A 16438-nucleotide genomic window follows, 5' to 3' on the forward strand; every position below is an offset into this window, starting at 1 on the left:
AAGCGGGTTGGGGACAGAACAACTGCTGCAGATGACCGGTATCGTGAAAACCTTCCCTGGTGTCAAAGCGTTGAAGAGTGTGGAACTGAATATCCGCAAAGGCGAGGTTCATGCACTTATGGGGGAGAACGGCGCAGGCAAGTCTACGCTTATTAAGATTCTGACTGGTGTATATCACCACGATGAAGGAACAATCGTGCTGGACGGAGAGAATGTTCATTTCAAGGCGCCGATTGAAGCGCAGCATAAGGGCATCAGTACGATTTATCAGGAAGTCAGCTTAATTCCGTACCTAAGTGTGACGGAGAACATTTTTATCGGCCGTGAGCCTGTAACACGATTTGGCACCATTGATTGGAAAAAAGCCCATGAAGCAGCTGAACAGGTCCTGTTCGATATGGGAATCTCCATTGATGTAAAGCAGCCTGTTCATACATATAGCACCGCCATCCAGCAAATGGTGTCCATTGCGCGCGCTGTGTCCATGAAAGCAAAGCTTGTGGTCATGGATGAGCCAACCTCCTCCTTGGACGACAAAGAGGTGGAGGTATTGTTCGAAGTCATCAATAAGCTGAAGCGTGACGGAGTCGCCATCATTTTTGTAAGCCACCGTTTGGATGAGATTTACACCGTATGCGACCGGATTACTGTGCTGCGTGACGGTTCTTACGTAGGGACATGGCCTATCCAGGAGCTGTCGCAAAACCAGCTGATTGCCTATATGATCGGAAAAAGCGAGAAGGAAGCAGCCGAGCTGACGAAAATGAAGGAGACTGTCGACAAATCCGGCGGCAAGGTTATGGTTCAGCTGAAGGGTGTGAAGCAGGGAAACCGTGTGGCGGATGTCAGCTTTGAGCTGTATGAGGGTGAGGTGCTTGGCCTAGCAGGCCTGCTTGGCTCCGGCCGTACAGAAACAGCCAAGACAATTGCCGGGGTTACCCAGCCTGACGAGGGAACCATTTCCTACAGATCCCAGCCAGTCCGCTTTGCCTCCCCGAGTGAAGCAATTGCTGCCGGTATTGCGATTTGTACGGAAAACCGAAAAGCAGAGGGAATCATTCCGAACATGTCCGTACGAGAGAACATCACCCTGGCGAGCCTGAAGCAGTTCTCCAGATTTGGCTTTGTATCACGGCAAAAGCAGGATAAGGTCGTAAATGAATTTGTAAAGCGCATGGGCATTAAGACGCCAAATGTGGACCAAAAAATTAAAAATCTGAGCGGCGGCAATCAGCAGAAGGTGCTGCTGGCGCGCTGGCTGGCAATGAATCCAAGCGTATTAATTCTTGATGAGCCGACAAGGGGGATCGATGTTGGCGCCAAGTCCGAAATTCACACCTTAATCAGTGAACTGTCGCAGCAGGGGCTCAGCATTCTCTTAATCTCTTCGGAATTTGACGAACTGATTCATAATTCTGATCGTGTGCTTGTCCTCCGGGAAGGGGAGAAGATTGGCGAACTGACTGGCAACCAGCGTACGCAGGACAATATTATGAGAGTCATTGCCGAGCACAGCAGCCACTCGGAGCTGAGAGGAGGGGAAAGTCATGCAAGAGGTTAATGTAAAGCCGCAGGAGGTAAAGGTGCAAGCAATGCCGCTTGGGCCGATCATCCGGCGTTATGCTCTTCCCGTTGTCATTCTGGTGCTGATTGTTTTAAACAGTATCATTACAAATAACTTTTTTGCGACAGAAACCTTGTGGAACATTTTGCTGCATGTATCTACAACAGCACTGGTTGCCACAGGGATGACACTTGTTATTGCCACGGGCGGCATTGACCTGTCAGTCGGAGCTGTTATGGCGCTGGCTGCCGTTGTTTCCACCTTTCTATTAAATCAAAACATTATCATTACTATTATCACAACACTTGCGATCTGCGCCTGCATCGGTTTATTCAACGGTCTTATTGTTTCTTATGTAGGAGTACAGCCCATTATCATTACGCTGGCAGTGATGATTGCCGGCCGCGGGGTGGCGCAAATCCTGACGGATGGGTACCTTGTTTCCTTCAACAATCCGGCCTTTGAAGCGATTGGCAAGGCTAAGGTTGCTTCCATTCCAGTTCCGGTCATCTTCATGTTTGCCGCTGCGGTGCTTGTGTATATCGTCGTCCGCTACATGACCTTCGGGCGCTATGTAGAAGCGATTGGCGACAATGAACAGGCAGCGCACTTAGCTGGTGTGAAGGTTAAGAGAATCAAGATTGCTGTATATATGCTGTCGGCTGCCTTTGCTGCTTTGGCAGGCATGATTGAGACTGCCCGCCTGGCGGCTGCGGATGCGACACGGATCGGAGAACTGATTGAGATGGATGCCATTGCTGCTGTTGTCGTCGGCGGCACCTTGATGACAGGCGGCAAGCCAAAAATCTGGGGCACCATTCTCGGTGCCATTCTGATGGGGATTATTACTGCCACCTTCAATATGAATAACATTCCGTATTCCTACTCGCTTGTTATTAAAGCCGCCATCATTGTCGGCGCCATTTACTTGCAGCGCGAGAACAAATAACAGGGAGGTGCTGAGGTTTGAAAGCTGTTGCACAGCCTACGGGCAAGCTTTTGAAAAATCCGGGTGCGTTCTGGCAAAAGCAAGGCGCGCTTGTTGCTCTCGTTTTACTGATTATCTTCGCTTCTATCCGGTATGAAACATTCCTGGCGCCGGTGAACATTTTGAACATCCTGAAGCAGAACAGCATGATTGGCATGGTGGCGCTCGGCATGACCTTTGTCATCCTGCTGAAGGGGATTGATCTTTCAGTCGGATCGCTGCTGGCCTTTGGCGGCATCATGGCAGCAACGCTGTCGCCATACGGCATTGCTGTTGCTGTCGTCGTTCCTATTGTCCTTACCACCCTGCTTGGCTGCCTCAATGGCGTGATCATTGCCAAGCTGCGGATGGAACCCTTTATCGTCACACTTGCAATGATGATCGGGGTTCGCGGCTTCATTTACGCTTTTACAAAGGAAAAAACGGTTTCGGTGGACGGCCGCTATCAGCAGTTTTTTATTGATCTCGGCAATGGAGCCTTCATTGGCATCCCGAATCCGGTCTGGATTTTCTTCATTACATTAGCAGTCCTTTCTTTCGTGCTTCATCAAACGAAGTTCGGAAGAAATGTTTATGCCATAGGTGGTAACGAGGATGCAACGAGGCTTATGGGGATCCGGGTGGACCGTATGAAAATTATGGTATATGCGTTAAGTGGTGCGCTCGCAGGCTTCACAGGCATTATCCTGATGGGGCGTCTTGGCGGGGCAGCCCAGCCGGTGGCGGGAGACGCCTGGGAGCTGGATGCCATCGCGGCAGTCGTCATCGGCGGTACGCTGTTGACCGGCGGGCGCGGCGGTGTGTTCGGCACCTTTGTAGGGGTTATGCTCCTGGGTGTCGTGCTTAACGTCATCAACCTGCAAGGTACACTGGATTCTTGGTGGCAGCCGGTCATCCGCGGTGCATTCTTAATTATCATCGTCATTATTCAGGCACAGCTGCAAAAGCAGCAAAATTCCGGAAATAAAGGGAGGAAGCAAGAATGACAACGAAACTCAGTGTAGGAAAAATGATTATTAATGGCAAGCCGCGCGATTCCCGCGATGGCCAATTTGGAGATGTGCTGAACCCGACAACAAATGAAGTATTGGACCGTGTGCCGCTGGCTACTGCGGAGGATGTGGAGGAGGCTTTGGATGTAGCCCGTGCAGGCTTCAGAGTCTGGGCGAATACTCCTACACACGAACGCTATGACATTTTGGTGCGCTTTGCCGGCCTTCTGGAAAAGCATAAGAGCGAACTGGCGGAGATTCTGACGCTGGAAAACGGCAAGCCGTATTTTCAGTCCGAGGCGGAAGTGGAAACAGGTGTGCGCCTGTTCAAGGGCTTTGCCGAGAAATCTAAGAGCCTTTACGGAATTACAGCACCGTTGGATGCGCAAGCAGGCCTGGAAAAGGATATCTTCATGACACGCCGTGAACCAATTGGAGTCATGGGAGCCATTCTGCCGTTCAACTTCCCGATTGACCTGTTCTCCCACAAGGTGGCACCAGCATTGGCAGCCGGCAACGCTGTTGTAGTGAAGCCTGCCATGGAAGCGCCGCTGACAATTATCCGCATCGTCGAATTGCTGCATGAAGCTGGTGTGCCGGGCAGTGTCATGCAGGTTGTGACCGGCCGCGGTTCTGTTGTAGGGGAAATTCTGGCCAGCAGCCCGAAGGTGAATATCGTGAGCATGACAGGTGATACTCAGACAGGCATCCGCGTTGCCCAAAATGCGGCAAAGCATCTCTCCCGCACATTCCTGGAGCTTGGCGGCAACGATGCACTCGTTGTCTTTGATGATGCTGACATCGACGAAGCAGTGGAGCATGCGGCATTCGGCCGGACATGGGCGAACGGACAGTGCTGCTGCGCCAACAAGCGCATGATTGTACAGCGGAGTATTCTGGATGAATTTACCCATAAGCTCATTCTGAAGCTGAAGGAGTACACTGTCGGCAACCCAATGGATCCAAGCACGAAGGTTGGACCGCTGATCAGCGAAAAGGCAGCAAAGACTGTAAAAGAACAGATAGACTTTACAGTAGGGCAAGGCGCGGAAATTTTGTTTGGCGGCGAGCGTCTGGACAACTGCTTCCTGACCCCGACCATTCTTGGCAATGTCAGCAAGCACACAGACGTTGCCCGCGACTTGGAGATTTTCGGGCCAGTGCTGCCGGTCATTGCTTTCAGTGATGACAACGAGGCAATTGAAATTGCGAATAATTCCATCTATGGACTGAGCGGTTCTGTTTTCACCAAGGACATTCGCCGGGCGTTGAATGCAGCTTATAAGATGGAAACAGGCCAGGTTGCCATCAATGGTACAGGACTGTATCGTCCGGATGTATCCCAATTCGGAGGTTATAAGCAAAGCGGTCTGGGCCGTGAAGGACTGTCGGTAACACTGGAAGAAATGACACAGGTGAAAAACATTGCGCTGCGCAATGTGCTGTATTAATTATAAGCGTGTATAACAAGAGGACTGACTCGGGTGGCGGATGCCCTACAGGGTCAGTCCTTTTTCTGAAGAAGGGAGAGGAGCAGATGCACGAGGTTGTTACAGTCGGCGAGACCATGGTGCTCCTGACAGCGCCTGAGCATTATGGAAAGCTTAAACAAGCGCCTGTGCTGCAAAAGCAGATTGGAGGAGCAGAGAGCAACGTCATGGTTGCACTGGCGAGGCTTGGCCATCATACCGCTTGGATCAGCCGGGTGGGAGCGGATCCATTTGGAGAAGAAATCATGTACCGCCTGCGTGGGGAAGGGGTGGACACACGCCATGTTTTGGTGGATGCGCAGCACCGGACGGGCATGATGCTGAAGCAGCGGCAGCAGGGAAGCGACCCCCATGTCTTCTATTATCGGCAGCATTCTGCAGCTTCGCATTTACATCCGTCAGATTTGCCGGAAAAAGTCATTGCCTCCGCCCGTATTTTGCATGTGACCGGCATTATGCCGGCGCTGAGCCAGTCATGCAGGGATACTGTGTTTGCGGCAGTGGGCCTTGCCAAGCAGCATGGTGTGAAGGTGAGTGTGGATCCGAACCTTCGCCTGAAGCTTTGGAGCATTGAGGAAGCAAGACCGGTTCTGTTGGAGCTGATTCGGCAGGCGGATTACTTTTTCCCAGGAGTGGAGGAAGCCCGGCTGCTGCTGGAGGAGCCGGACTGCGCTGTTGATGATCTCATTGCCCGCTTTCTTGAAATGGGTGCAGGGCGGGTCATTATGAAGCTTGGTTCGGAAGGCTCCATTACAGCCGATGCCGCCAGTGCTTCTTTGGTAACGGGCATACAAGTAACGGAAGTGGACTCTGTAGGGGCCGGGGACGGCTTCTGTGCGGGGTATTTGTCGGGAGTACTGCGAGGGCTGCCGCCGCAGGAGTGCGCCCGCCGCGCCAATATTGTCGGGGCCTTGGCCGTAACCGATCCGAGTGACTATGGCGGCTATCCGACAGAAGAAGAACTGAATGCAAGCTTGCAGCGAAGCAAGCTCACAAGGTAGGGGGAGAAGGATGAAAAGCATGCAGACATTACAGCAGATGATCAGGGAAAAGGTGATTGCGGTCATTCGCACGGATTCAGCCGGAGCAGCCCTTCAGGCAGCTGAAGCTGCGTACGAGGGAGGAATCCGGCTGCTGGAGATTACGTTAACTACACCAGGCGCCCTGCAGATCATCGCCGATTTGAAGCGTAAGTACGGTGCGGCAGCTGTGGTGGGCGCCGGAACAGTGATGGACGCTGTCAGTGCCCGCCTGGCAATCGACAGCGGTGCAGATTTCCTCGTCAGCCCGCACCTGGATGCAGAAGTTATTCAGATGGCTCATCTGCATCAGGTACCCATCATTCCAGGGACAGCCACGCTGAAGGATGCAGTGGAGGCCTTGAAGCTTGGCTGCGGCGTCATCAAGCTGTTCCCAGCCAATCTGCTCGGCCCTCAGGCCATTCGCGCTTTTAAAGGTCCTCTTCCGCAGGCGCATTTCATTCCGACCGGGGGCGTAAACGCTGAAACCATTTCTGACTGGTTAGCAGCCGGGGCAGTTGCAGTCGGAACGGGCAGTGAACTGACGAAGGAAGCGCTGCAAACAGGAGATTTCACAAAAGTGACAGCTTACGCCCGAAAGCTGGTACATGCTGCTCACAATCAACCGACAGTCCAATAAGGGGGAGTAAGGATGCACTTATTTGATTTGCATGGAAAAGTAGCTATCGTCACCGGAGGCAATCGCGGCTTGGGCGGGGCCATGGCGTATGGGTTGGCAGAAGCGGGGGCGGATATTGCAATTGTACAGCGCTCTGCCGAGGAGACAGAGGTGGCTGCAAGGATTCGCGGACTGGGCCGGAGATGCGAGACATTCTCCTATGACCTTGCACAGATAGAAAGCATCCCGAAGCTGGCGGCAGATGTGAAGGAACGCTTTGGCCGCATGGATATCCTTGTGAACAATGCGGGGGTGCAGCGCCGTTCGCCAGCCGCGGATTTCTCCGAGGAGGATTGGGACTTCGTTATGCAGGTAAATGCCAAGTCAGTATTCTTTTTATGTCAAACCATCGGGCGGGAAATGCTGCAGCAGGGCCGTGGGAAAATTATCAATGTGGCTTCACTTCTTTCCTTTCAGGGCGGCTATACTGTGCCGGCTTATGCAGCCAGTAAAGGAGCAGTTGCGCAGTTTACAAAATCACTGTCCAATGAATGGGCAGGCCGCGGAGTAAATGTCAATGCTGTGGCCCCTGGTTATATGGCAACGGAAATGAACACCGCCCTGCTGGTCGATGAAGTGCGTAACAGCCAGATTCTGCAGCGTATTCCGGCAGGCCGCTGGGGAAAACCGGAGGATATGGCCGGCGCGGTCATCTTCTTGGCTTCGGAAGCCTCCAACTATGTGAACGGTGAAATTATTACCATAGATGGCGGATGGATGGGCCGCTGATCTCGACATATTCCCCGAGAAATAAGCGGGAAACTGTCGAGCGATTCTACAAGGACTCTCAGGGCAAGAGGTGGAAATAAGTAACAAAAGACTGTCTGGGAGTGGTACCATGATTTCATTGCTGCAATCATTCGCTATGCATGCGCAGGGCCAAGAGCATTTAAAGCCGCTGCTGCCAAAGCAAGAAAGGGCTGTCAGCTTTCGGTTCGGCGGGGAAAGCTGCACAATTCGTCTGTCACAGCAAGGCATTACGGTAAGTGAGGGAGAAGAAAGCGTGGAGGTTGTGACGGTGCAGCAGGAGGAGGACCTTCAGAAGCTGCTGGCCGGAGCTGTGCGCATGCAGCCGCTGCTGCGGCGCAAGGGCATGGTGTATACAGGGACATATCGGACATTGCTGCTGCTGGAATCGCTGTTTTATGTAAGCCAGCCGCTGGAGCAGGGAGCCTGAAGAGGGCTCCTTTTTCATTTTAATATTGAATGCGATTACATAATTCTATCCATAAATTACTATACTGAAAAACTCGAATTTTGTAGAAAATAATCGGAATCTTTGTTGACATAGTCATAACAGATTGATAGAATGACAATCATGTGATGCGGAAATGCTATCGTGCACATAATAAGATGCTAAAAACAACTTCGGTTTAAATAGTATTCTCTTATCAAGAGAGGTGGAGGGACTGAGCCCTGTGAAGCCCGGCAACCGTCAGCACTTGCTGAAATGGTGCCAATTCCTGCAAAGCAATGCTTTGAGAGATGAGGGAAAGGACATTGATTGATAATGCCTTTCTGCTTGCTCATAAGCAGAGAGGCTTTTTTTGTGAAAATTGGAAGAGGGGGGACAGAACGTTGATTCGTCTGGAACAAGTACAGAAGATTTATCGAGCGAAGAGTGGGAACGTGACTGCTGTCCAGGATGCGAACCTGGACATTCAGCAGGGCGAGATTTTTGGAATCATTGGCTATAGCGGTGCGGGAAAAAGCTCTTTGATCCGCATGCTGAACCAATTGGAAAAGCCGACATCCGGTAAAATTACAGTGGCTGGACGACTGATTTCCGCGATTCGGGGACGCGAGCTTCGGGAAGCGCGCCAGGAAATTGGAATGATTTTTCAGCACTTTAACCTGCTTTGGTCCCGCACAGTCCGTGAGAATATTGCTTTCCCATTGGAGATTGCGGGTGTTTCCAAAGAACAGCGCGAGAAGCGCGTAGAGGAGCTGTTGGGCCTTGTTGGCCTGGAGGGACGCGGCGATGCGTACCCATCTCAGCTGAGCGGCGGACAGAAGCAGCGTGTCGGCATTGCCCGGGCGCTGGCAAACAATCCGAAGGTTTTGCTTTGTGATGAAGCAACCTCTGCTTTGGACCCGGAGACAACGGATCAAATCCTGGATTTGCTATTGGACATCAATAAGCGCCTTGGTTTGACCATTGTCCTGATCACACATGAAATGCATGTGATTCAAAAAATTTGTAACCGCGTTGCAGTGATGGAAAAAGGACACATTGTGGAAATGGGCGATGTGCTTGAGGTGTTCCGCCATCCGCAGCAGCCAATTACAAAGCGTTTTGTCAAGCAAATTACAGATTCGGAAGATACAAATGAAGCAATCGACCATCTTGTTGCAAAATATCCAACTGGAAAAGTGATTCGTCTGAAGTTTGTCGGCGAAGCGGTTGAACAGCCAATCTTGAGCGGGCTGATGCAAAGCAGCAAGGTGCAGGCAAACATCCTGCACGGCAGCATTTCGCAGACGCCGGGCGGCTCCTATGGTAATCTGATTGTCCATCTGAATGGTTCAGCAGAGGATTTGGCAGAGGCGGTTTCCTTCATTGAAAAGCAACAGGTAGAGCTGGAGGTGATCGGACGTGGGTAATCTGTTTCCAAATGTAGATTGGGAAAAAATGATTGGTGCGGCGCGAGAAACACTGTATATGACTGGCGTTTCAGCGGTGGCAACCTTCGTACTTGGTTTATTGCTTGGCTTGTTATTATTTATGACCTCAAAGGATAACCTATGGGAGAATAAAGTGGTGAATACGATTATTGGCGCGTTCGTCAATATTTTCCGCTCCATCCCGTTTATTATTCTGATCATTCTCCTGCTGCCGTTCACGTTATGGCTCATGGGATCCATGTTCGGTTCCAATGCTGCCCTTCCGGCTTTAATTATCGGCACTGCACCTTTCTATGGCCGGATGGTGGAAATTGCGCTTCGTGAGATTGACAAAGGTGTTATTGAAGCATCCAGAGCCATGGGTGCAAGCACGGCAACCATCATTTTTAAGGTATTGATTCCGGAGTCGCTGCCGGCGCTCATTTCCGGCATCACGGTTACAACCATCTCCCTTGTCGGCTCTACGGCAATGGCGGGTGTAATCGGTGCGGGCGGCCTTGGCAACCTGGCATTTTTGGAGGGCTTCCAGCGTTCTAATAATGATGTAACCTTTGTGGCTACCATTTTGGTGCTGGTAATTGTATTCGTTCTGCAATTTATCGGTGACCGGATTACGGCGCTGATTGACAAACGTTAATATTGCTTTGGCGCGATGAGCGCTGAAGCTTCTTATTATAAAAATTCAAAACATTTCAAAAGGAGAGAGTATTCAATGAAGAAAGTATTATTGTCTGTCATGATGGCAGCATCCATGTTCTCCCTCGCAGCATGCGGCGGCGGAAGCAGCACTGCCAAGAAAGAAGAAACAAAGCTGGTAGTTGGCGCTTCCAACGTACCGCACGCAGAAATCCTGGAAAAGGCAAAGCCAATTCTGGCGAAGGAAGGCGTAGATCTTGAAATCCAAACATTCCAGGACTATGTTCTGCCAAACAAAGCATTGGCGCAAAAGCAAATTGATGCAAACTACTTCCAGCACATTCCGTACCTGGAGTCCCAAATGAAGTCCGAAGGCTACAAGTTTGAAGTAGCTGGCAAGATCCACATCGAGCCAATCGGCATCTACTCCAAGAAGTATAAGAGCCTGAAGGACCTGCCAGACGGCGCGACAGTTGTGATGAGCAACTCTGTGGCTGACCATGGCCGCGCGCTGCAGCTGCTGCAAGCCCAAGGTCTTGTAAAAATTAAAGACGGTGTAGATCCAGTAAAAGCAACTGTAAAAGACATTGAGAACCCACATAACCTCAAGTTCAAGACAGACGTAGAAGCTGCCCTGCTGCCAAAGGCATATGAGAACAAAGAAGGCGATGTTGTTCTGATCAACACAAACTATGCAATTGACGCTGGTTTGAACCCAATGAAGGACTCTATTGCCCGTGAAGGCGACAAGTCCCCATATGTAAACGTAGTTGCAGTCCGCCAAGGCGACAAGGACAAGCCTGCGATCAAGAAGCTGGTAGAAGTGCTGCACTCTAAAGAAATTCAAGATTTCATCAAAGAAAAATACAAAGGTGCGGTTGTACCTGTAAGCGAATAAGCGATAAAATAAAAAAGCGGAGAAATCCGCTTTTTTATTTTATAAAAAACAGCGAAATGCAAAGCATAAGGGGAGTATGTAATTCGTGGTGCAGCCCTACATAAATAATGAAAGACAGACTATGCCGCTTGGAAGAAAAACAGCCTCAAATTCTTTTCCAAAAAAAATTTTTTATAAACTAGGTGTTTGCCAATTCTTTTGAATTGATATAAAATAAGAATGAGAATAGAATGAGAATGAAGAAGTTTTCACAGAAAGTTCAAATTTAACATAGAGCAATTGGAGGTATTATCATGGCTGGTTCAGTTTTGACAATTAAAGACTTGCATGTAGCAATTGATGGCAAAGAAATTTTGAAGGGTGTAAACCTGGAAGTGAAGGGCGGCGAGATCCACGCGATCATGGGTCCGAACGGTACAGGTAAATCCACTTTGTCCTCTGCGATCATGGGTCATCCAAAATATGAAGTAACAAGCGGCAGCATCACGCTTGACGGCGAAGATGTATTGGAAATGGAAGTTGACGAGCGCGCTCGTGCCGGCCTGTTCCTCGCTATGCAATACCCAAGCGAAATCAGCGGCGTAACAAACGCGGACTTCCTGCGTTCCGCCATCAACGCACGCCGTGAAGAGGGCGATGAAATCTCCCTGATGAAATTCATCCGTACGCTTGACAAGAGCATGGACTTCCTGGAAATGGATCCTGCCATGGCACAGCGTTACCTGAACGAAGGCTTCTCCGGCGGCGAGAAGAAGCGTAACGAAATTCTGCAAATGATGATGATTCAGCCTAAGATCGCCATCCTGGATGAAATCGACTCCGGTCTGGACATCGACGCGCTGAAGGTTGTATCCAAAGGCGTAAACGACATGCGCAGCGAAGAATTCGGCTGCTTGATCATCACGCACTACCAACGCCTGCTCAATTATATCACACCGGACCATGTTCACGTAATGATGAACGGCCGCGTGGTGAAATCCGGCGGCCCTGAGCTGGCACACCGCCTGGAAGCGGAAGGCTACGACTGGATCAAGAAGGAACTCGGCATCGAAGACGAAGCAGAGCAAGAAGCGTAAGCGGATAGGAGGATACACATGATCGGTACATTACCATTTGACCAAGACTATATTCGCCAGCTTGCCGGCAATGAAGCGGCATGGCTGACAGAATTGCGCTTACAAGCTCTTGCAAAGGCGGAAGAACTGCCAATGCCGAAGCCTGACAAAACGAACATCAGCAAGTGGGATTTTGTCGGCAAGGCTGGCGTTGCGGCTGGAGAGCCTGTGCGCTCCCTGGAAGAGCTGCCTGAAGACGTAAAAGCGCTTCTCGATACAGAAGAAAACAAGAACGTGCTTGTACAGCGCAGCGGCACAACCGCATTCGTGTCTCTGTCTGAGGAAGCAAAGCAAAAGGGTGTCATCCTCACTGACATTATCACAGCGGCAAACGAACATGCGGAGCTGTTGCAAAAGTACTTCATGAAGGACGGCGTAAAGGTTGACGAGCATCGCCTGACCGCGCTTCATGCGGCACTGTTGAACGGCGGCGCATTTGTATATATTCCAAAGAACGTTGTGCTGGAAGCACCGCTGCAATCCATTTTTGTGGTGGACGGTGCAGAAGCCAATGTATATAACCATGTATTGCTTGTAGCTGATGCCAACAGCTCTGTTACGTATGTAGAGAACTATGTGGCGGCTGAAGGCGTAACAGGCGTGGCGAACATCGTGGCGGAAGTCGTTCTTGAGCAAGGCGCACATGTGAAGTTCGGTGCGGTGGACCTGCTGGCAAAAGGCATCACGACTTACGTGAACCGCCGTGGTGTAGTTGGCCGCGATGCACGTCTGGAGTGGGCGCTTGGCCTGATGAACGACGGTGACACAGTTTCTGAAAACATCACAAACCTGGTGGGCGACGGCTCCTTTGCTGACACAAAGACAGTAACAATCGGCCGTGGCGAGCAGACACAAAACTTCACAACAAAGGTTGTGCACTTCGGCAAGCACTCCGAAGGCTGGATTCTGAAGCACGGTGTACAAAAGGATACAGCAACTTCCATCTTTAACGGCATCGGCAAAATCGAGCACGGGGCATCCAAGTCCAATGCGCAGCAAACCTCCCGCGTTCTCATGCTGAACGAAAAGGCGCGCGGCGACGCGAACCCGATCCTGTTGATTGATGAGGATGATGTAATGGCAGGACACGCAGCTTCTGTCGGCCGTGTAGATCCAACACAGCTGTACTACCTCATGAGCCGCGGTATTCCAAAGCGTGAGGCAGAGCGTCTTGTGATTCACGGCTTCTTGGCGCCGGTTGTGAACGAGCTGCCGGTGGAAGGCGTGAAGGCGCAATTGGTTGAGGTTATTGAAAGGAAAGTTCGATAATGGACATTCAAGCGATACGCGAACAGTTTCCGATTTTGCACCAGCAGGTCAACGGCAAACAGCTTGTCTATCTGGACAACGCAGCAACTTCGCAAAAACCGATTTCCGTCATTGAGACATTGGGTCGCTATTATAAAGAGTATAACTCCAATGTGCACCGCGGTGTGCACACACTGGGGACAAAAGCAACAGATGCTTATGAAGGCGCGCGCGAAACCGTGCGTAAATTCATCAACGCCCGTTCCATCCGCGAGGTGGTCTTCACCCGCGGAACGACAACGGCGCTGAACGGCATTGCCACCGGCTATGCGGCAGAGCACCTGAAGGAAGGCGACGAGATTGTCATTTCCTATATGGAGCATCATGCGAACATCATCCCGTGGCAGCAGGTTGCCAAGCGCACCGGCGCGGTATTGAAATACATTCCGCTGCAGGAGGACGGCACAATCTCCTTGGCAGATGCCGAGCAGACGATTACGTCCAATACGAAAATTGTTTCTATTATGTATGTATCCAACGTCCTTGGCACCATCAACCCGGTGAAGGAGCTCGCGGCGATTGCCCACCGCAATGGTGCGATCATGATCGTGGACGGCGCGCAAAGCGCTCCGCACATGAGAGTGGATGTGCAGGACTTGGATTGCGACTTCTATGTGTTCTCCAGCCATAAGATGTGCGGCCCGACGGGTGTCGGCGTATTGTACGGCAAGGAGAGCATTCTGGAGAACATGGAGCCGTTCGAGTTCGGTGGTGAAATGATTGATTTTGTTGATTTGCAGGAGTCCACTTGGAAGGAGCTGCCGTGGAAGTTCGAAGCGGGTACGCCGATTATCGGCGGCGCCATCGGCTTGGCAGCAGCCATTGACTTCCTGGAAAGCATCGGACTTGAAAATATTGAGCGTCATGAGCATGAGCTTGCACAGTATGCAATGGAGCGTTTGTCTGAAGTGGACGGCGTGACGATTTACGGTCCGAAGCACCGCGCCGGACTGATCACGTTCAACATTGAAGATGTGCATCCGCATGATGTGGCAACCGTTCTGGACGTGGAGGGCATTGCGGTTCGCGCCGGCCACCACTGCGCCCAGCCGCTCATGAGATGGTTGAAGGTATCGGCAACAGCACGCGCCAGCTTCTATCTGTACAACACAAAAGACGAAGTAGACGCATTTGTTGAAGGACTAGTTAAAACAAAGGAGTATTTCACAAATGTCTTCTAATTTAGATGCACTATACAGACAGGTGATTATGGATCACTACAAAAATCCGCGCAACCGCGGTGTTCTGGCTGATGACAGCGTAACGGTCAACCTGAACAACCCGACTTGCGGCGACCGGATCCAGCTGACCATGAAGGTCGAGGACGGCATTGTCAGGGATGCGAAGTTTGAGGGAGAAGGCTGCTCCATCTCCATGTCTTCCGCTTCCATGATGACACAAACCATCAAGGGCAAGAAGATTGAAGAAGCGATGCAGCTGGCATCTGTGTTCTCCAACATGATGCAGGGCAAGGAATACGATGACAGCCTGGATTTGGGCGACATTGAAGCACTGCAGGGCGTATCCAAGTTCCCGGCGCGCATCAAGTGTGCGACGCTGGCTTGGAAGGCCATGGAGAAGGGCTTGAACGAACAACAGCAATAAGATCACAGGGGGAAACCCCTGTGATTACATTGTTCCACGGGCGAAACAATAAGGAGGGACAACAATGGCAAAGCAAATGCCGGATATCGGCGATTACAAATATGGCTTTAAAGATAAAGACGTTTCCATTTTCCGCTCAAAGCGCGGTTTGACAAAGGAGATCGTAGAAGAGATCTCCCGCATGAAGGGCGAGCCGCAGTGGATGCTGGACTTCCGCCTGAAGTCTCTGGACCACTTCTACAACATGCCAATGCCACAATGGGGCGGCGACCTGAACAGCCTGAACTTCGATGAAATTACGTACTACGTAAAGCCGTCCGAGAAGTCTGAGCGTTCTTGGGATGAAGTTCCTGATGAAATCAAGGCTACCTTCGACAAGCTCGGTATTCCAGAAGCGGAGCAAAAGTACCTGGCAGGTGTATCTGCCCAGTACGAGTCCGAGGTGGTATACCACAATATGAAGGAAGATCTCGAAGCGCTTGGCATCGTGTTCAAGGACACGGACAGCGCGCTGAAGGAAAACGAAGACATCTTCCGCGAGCATTTCGGCAAGGTTGTGCCTCCGACTGACAACAAGTTTGCGGCGCTGAACTCCGCAGTATGGTCCGGCGGTTCCTTCATCTATGTTCCAAAGGGTGTAAAGGTAGACACGCCGCTGCAGGCGTACTTCCGCATCAACTCTGAAAACATGGGCCAGTTCGAGCGTACGCTGATCATCGTTGACGAAGATGCACACGTACACTACGTAGAAGGCTGTACAGCTCCTGTCTATACAACAAACTCTCTGCACAGCGCGGTTGTTGAGATCATCGTGAAGAAGGGTGGATACTGCCGCTATACAACAATCCAAAACTGGGCAAACAACGTTTACAACCTGGTTACAAAGCGTACGATCTGTGAAGCGTATGCGACAATGGAATGGATTGATGGCAACATCGGCTCCAAGCTGACAATGAAATACCCTGCGGTTATCCTGAAGGGTGAAGGCGCGCGCGGTATGACGCTGTCCATCGCGCTTGCGGGCAAAGGCCAGCATCAGGATGCAGGTGCTAAGATGATTCACTTGGCGCCAAACACATCCTCCACGATCGTTTCCAAGTCCATTGCGAAGCAGGGCGGAAAAGTATCCTACCGCGGCATCGTCCACTTCGGACGCAAAGCGACGGGCTCCCGCTCCAACATCGAGTGTGACACGCTGATCATGGATAATCAGTCTACATCTGATACGATTCCATACAACGAGATCCTGAACGACAACATCTCCCTCGAGCATGAGGCGAAGGTATCCAAGGTATCTGAGGAGCAGCTGTTCTACCTCATGAGCCGCGGCATCTCCGAAGAGGAAGCAACAGAGATGATCGTAATGGGCTTCATCGAGCCGTTCACAAAGGAACTGCCAATGGAGTATGCGGTTGAAATGAACCGTCTGATCAAGTTCGAGATGGAAGGAAGTATTGGGTAAGCAGAAGCGTTGATATATAAGGGGCTAAACGGTGTCTTTGGTGTACATGATACCACC

At 51.1% G+C, this 16438-nt stretch carries 16 protein-coding genes and 1 riboswitch; all 16 genes read left to right on the plus strand.

The genetic code is table 11. From position 1 onward, the window contains the following. Positions 1–7: 7 nt before the first annotated feature. The 16 genes from NK662_RS14170 (at position 8) to sufB (ending at position 16381) form a co-directional block, all read left to right on the plus strand. A complete protein-coding gene (locus tag NK662_RS14170; RefSeq protein WP_254759595.1) occupies positions 8–1561 on the plus strand; it encodes a sugar ABC transporter ATP-binding protein in 1554 nt (517 codons plus the stop codon). Beyond that, the gene (locus NK662_RS14175) at positions 1548–2513 is read left to right on the plus strand and encodes an ABC transporter permease (protein ID WP_254759596.1); all 966 of its coding nucleotides are present in this window, start codon (positions 1548–1550) and stop codon (positions 2511–2513) included. The genes NK662_RS14170 and NK662_RS14175 overlap by 14 nt, the downstream gene beginning before the upstream one ends. Before the next feature lie 17 nt (positions 2514–2530). Beyond that, on the plus strand, positions 2531–3538 hold the full coding sequence (locus tag NK662_RS14180; RefSeq protein WP_254759597.1) for an ABC transporter permease: 1008 nt from the start codon (positions 2531–2533) through the stop codon (positions 3536–3538). Then, on the plus strand, positions 3535–4995 hold the full coding sequence (locus NK662_RS14185) for an aldehyde dehydrogenase family protein (RefSeq protein WP_254759598.1): 1461 nt from the start codon (positions 3535–3537) through the stop codon (positions 4993–4995). Before NK662_RS14180 ends, NK662_RS14185 begins: the two co-directional genes overlap by 4 nt. A gap of 86 nt (positions 4996–5081) precedes the next feature. Further along, positions 5082–6035, plus strand: coding sequence for a sugar kinase (locus NK662_RS14190; RefSeq protein ID WP_254759599.1), 954 nt, complete (start codon positions 5082–5084; stop codon positions 6033–6035). A gap of 10 nt (positions 6036–6045) precedes the next feature. Continuing rightward, positions 6046–6693 carry a bifunctional 2-keto-4-hydroxyglutarate aldolase/2-keto-3-deoxy-6-phosphogluconate aldolase gene (locus NK662_RS14195; protein WP_254759600.1) on the plus strand — a complete coding sequence of 216 codons (648 nt, stop codon included), beginning with the start codon at positions 6046–6048 and terminating at the stop codon, positions 6691–6693. A gap of 12 nt (positions 6694–6705) precedes the next feature. Beyond that, positions 6706–7461 carry a 2-dehydro-3-deoxy-D-gluconate 5-dehydrogenase KduD gene (gene kduD, locus NK662_RS14200; RefSeq protein ID WP_254759601.1) on the plus strand — a complete coding sequence of 252 codons (756 nt, stop codon included), beginning with the start codon at positions 6706–6708 and terminating at the stop codon, positions 7459–7461. A 109-nt stretch (positions 7462–7570) separates the two neighbouring features. Beyond that, entirely contained in the window at positions 7571–7909 is a 339-nt protein-coding gene (locus NK662_RS14205; protein ID WP_254759602.1) for a hypothetical protein, read from the plus strand. Positions 7910–8117: 208 nt separating this feature from the next. Beyond that, positions 8118–8224, plus strand: a riboswitch (SAM riboswitch). An 86-nt stretch (positions 8225–8310) separates the two neighbouring features. Next, positions 8311–9336, plus strand: a complete 1026-nt coding sequence (locus tag NK662_RS14210; protein ID WP_254759603.1) for a methionine ABC transporter ATP-binding protein — start codon at positions 8311–8313, stop codon at positions 9334–9336. 28 nt (positions 9337–9364) lie between these two features. Continuing rightward, a complete protein-coding gene (locus tag NK662_RS14215; RefSeq protein WP_254759739.1) occupies positions 9365–9994 on the plus strand; it encodes a methionine ABC transporter permease in 630 nt (209 codons plus the stop codon). A gap of 75 nt (positions 9995–10069) precedes the next feature. After that, complete coding sequence (gene metQ / locus NK662_RS14220) at positions 10070–10891, plus strand: methionine ABC transporter substrate-binding lipoprotein MetQ (protein ID WP_254759604.1); 822 nt, start codon at positions 10070–10072, stop codon at positions 10889–10891. Positions 10892–11184: 293 nt separating this feature from the next. Further along, positions 11185–11967 carry a Fe-S cluster assembly ATPase SufC gene (sufC, locus tag NK662_RS14225; protein WP_254759605.1) on the plus strand — a complete coding sequence of 261 codons (783 nt, stop codon included), beginning with the start codon at positions 11185–11187 and terminating at the stop codon, positions 11965–11967. Positions 11968–11985: 18 nt separating this feature from the next. After that, positions 11986–13275: a Fe-S cluster assembly protein SufD gene (sufD, locus tag NK662_RS14230; protein ID WP_254759606.1), complete on the plus strand. Its 1290-nt coding sequence runs from the start codon at positions 11986–11988 to the stop codon at positions 13273–13275. After that, positions 13275–14495 (plus strand): cysteine desulfurase, encoded by a 1221-nt coding sequence (locus tag NK662_RS14235; RefSeq protein ID WP_254759607.1) that lies wholly within the window; start codon positions 13275–13277, stop codon positions 14493–14495. The genes sufD and NK662_RS14235 overlap by 1 nt, the downstream gene beginning before the upstream one ends. After that, a complete protein-coding gene (gene sufU / locus NK662_RS14240; protein WP_254759608.1) occupies positions 14485–14919 on the plus strand; it encodes a Fe-S cluster assembly sulfur transfer protein SufU in 435 nt (144 codons plus the stop codon). The genes NK662_RS14235 and sufU overlap by 11 nt, the downstream gene beginning before the upstream one ends. Before the next feature lie 64 nt (positions 14920–14983). Beyond that, positions 14984–16381 (plus strand): Fe-S cluster assembly protein SufB, encoded by a 1398-nt coding sequence (gene sufB, locus NK662_RS14245; RefSeq protein WP_254759609.1) that lies wholly within the window; start codon positions 14984–14986, stop codon positions 16379–16381. The last annotated feature ends 57 nt before the right edge of the window (positions 16382–16438 follow it).

It is taken from the genome of Ectobacillus ponti (assembly GCF_024294785.1).
GTDB lineage: Bacteria > Bacillota > Bacilli > Bacillales > Bacillaceae_G > Ectobacillus > Ectobacillus ponti.

Excerpts from the sequence above, each read along its gene's own strand:
- NK662_RS14175 (WP_254759596.1), top strand. The coding sequence starts at position 1,548 with ATGCAAGAGGTTAATGTAAAGCCGCAGGAGGTAAAGGTGCAAGCAATG.
- NK662_RS14185 (WP_254759598.1), top strand. The coding sequence starts at position 3,535 with ATGACAACGAAACTCAGTGTAGGAAAAATGATTATTAATGGCAAGCCG.
- NK662_RS14190 (WP_254759599.1), top strand. The coding sequence starts at position 5,082 with ATGCACGAGGTTGTTACAGTCGGCGAGACCATGGTGCTCCTGACAGCG.
- NK662_RS14195 (WP_254759600.1), top strand. The coding sequence starts at position 6,046 with ATGAAAAGCATGCAGACATTACAGCAGATGATCAGGGAAAAGGTGATT.
- kduD (WP_254759601.1), top strand. The coding sequence starts at position 6,706 with ATGCACTTATTTGATTTGCATGGAAAAGTAGCTATCGTCACCGGAGGC.
- NK662_RS14205 (WP_254759602.1), top strand. The coding sequence starts at position 7,571 with ATGATTTCATTGCTGCAATCATTCGCTATGCATGCGCAGGGCCAAGAG.
- NK662_RS14215 (WP_254759739.1), top strand. The coding sequence starts at position 9,365 with ATGATTGGTGCGGCGCGAGAAACACTGTATATGACTGGCGTTTCAGCG.
- metQ (WP_254759604.1), top strand. The coding sequence starts at position 10,070 with ATGAAGAAAGTATTATTGTCTGTCATGATGGCAGCATCCATGTTCTCC.
- sufC (WP_254759605.1), top strand. The coding sequence starts at position 11,185 with ATGGCTGGTTCAGTTTTGACAATTAAAGACTTGCATGTAGCAATTGAT.
- sufD (WP_254759606.1), top strand. The coding sequence starts at position 11,986 with ATGATCGGTACATTACCATTTGACCAAGACTATATTCGCCAGCTTGCC.
- NK662_RS14235 (WP_254759607.1), top strand. The coding sequence starts at position 13,275 with ATGGACATTCAAGCGATACGCGAACAGTTTCCGATTTTGCACCAGCAG.
- sufU (WP_254759608.1), top strand. The coding sequence starts at position 14,485 with ATGTCTTCTAATTTAGATGCACTATACAGACAGGTGATTATGGATCAC.
- sufB (WP_254759609.1), top strand. The coding sequence starts at position 14,984 with ATGGCAAAGCAAATGCCGGATATCGGCGATTACAAATATGGCTTTAAA.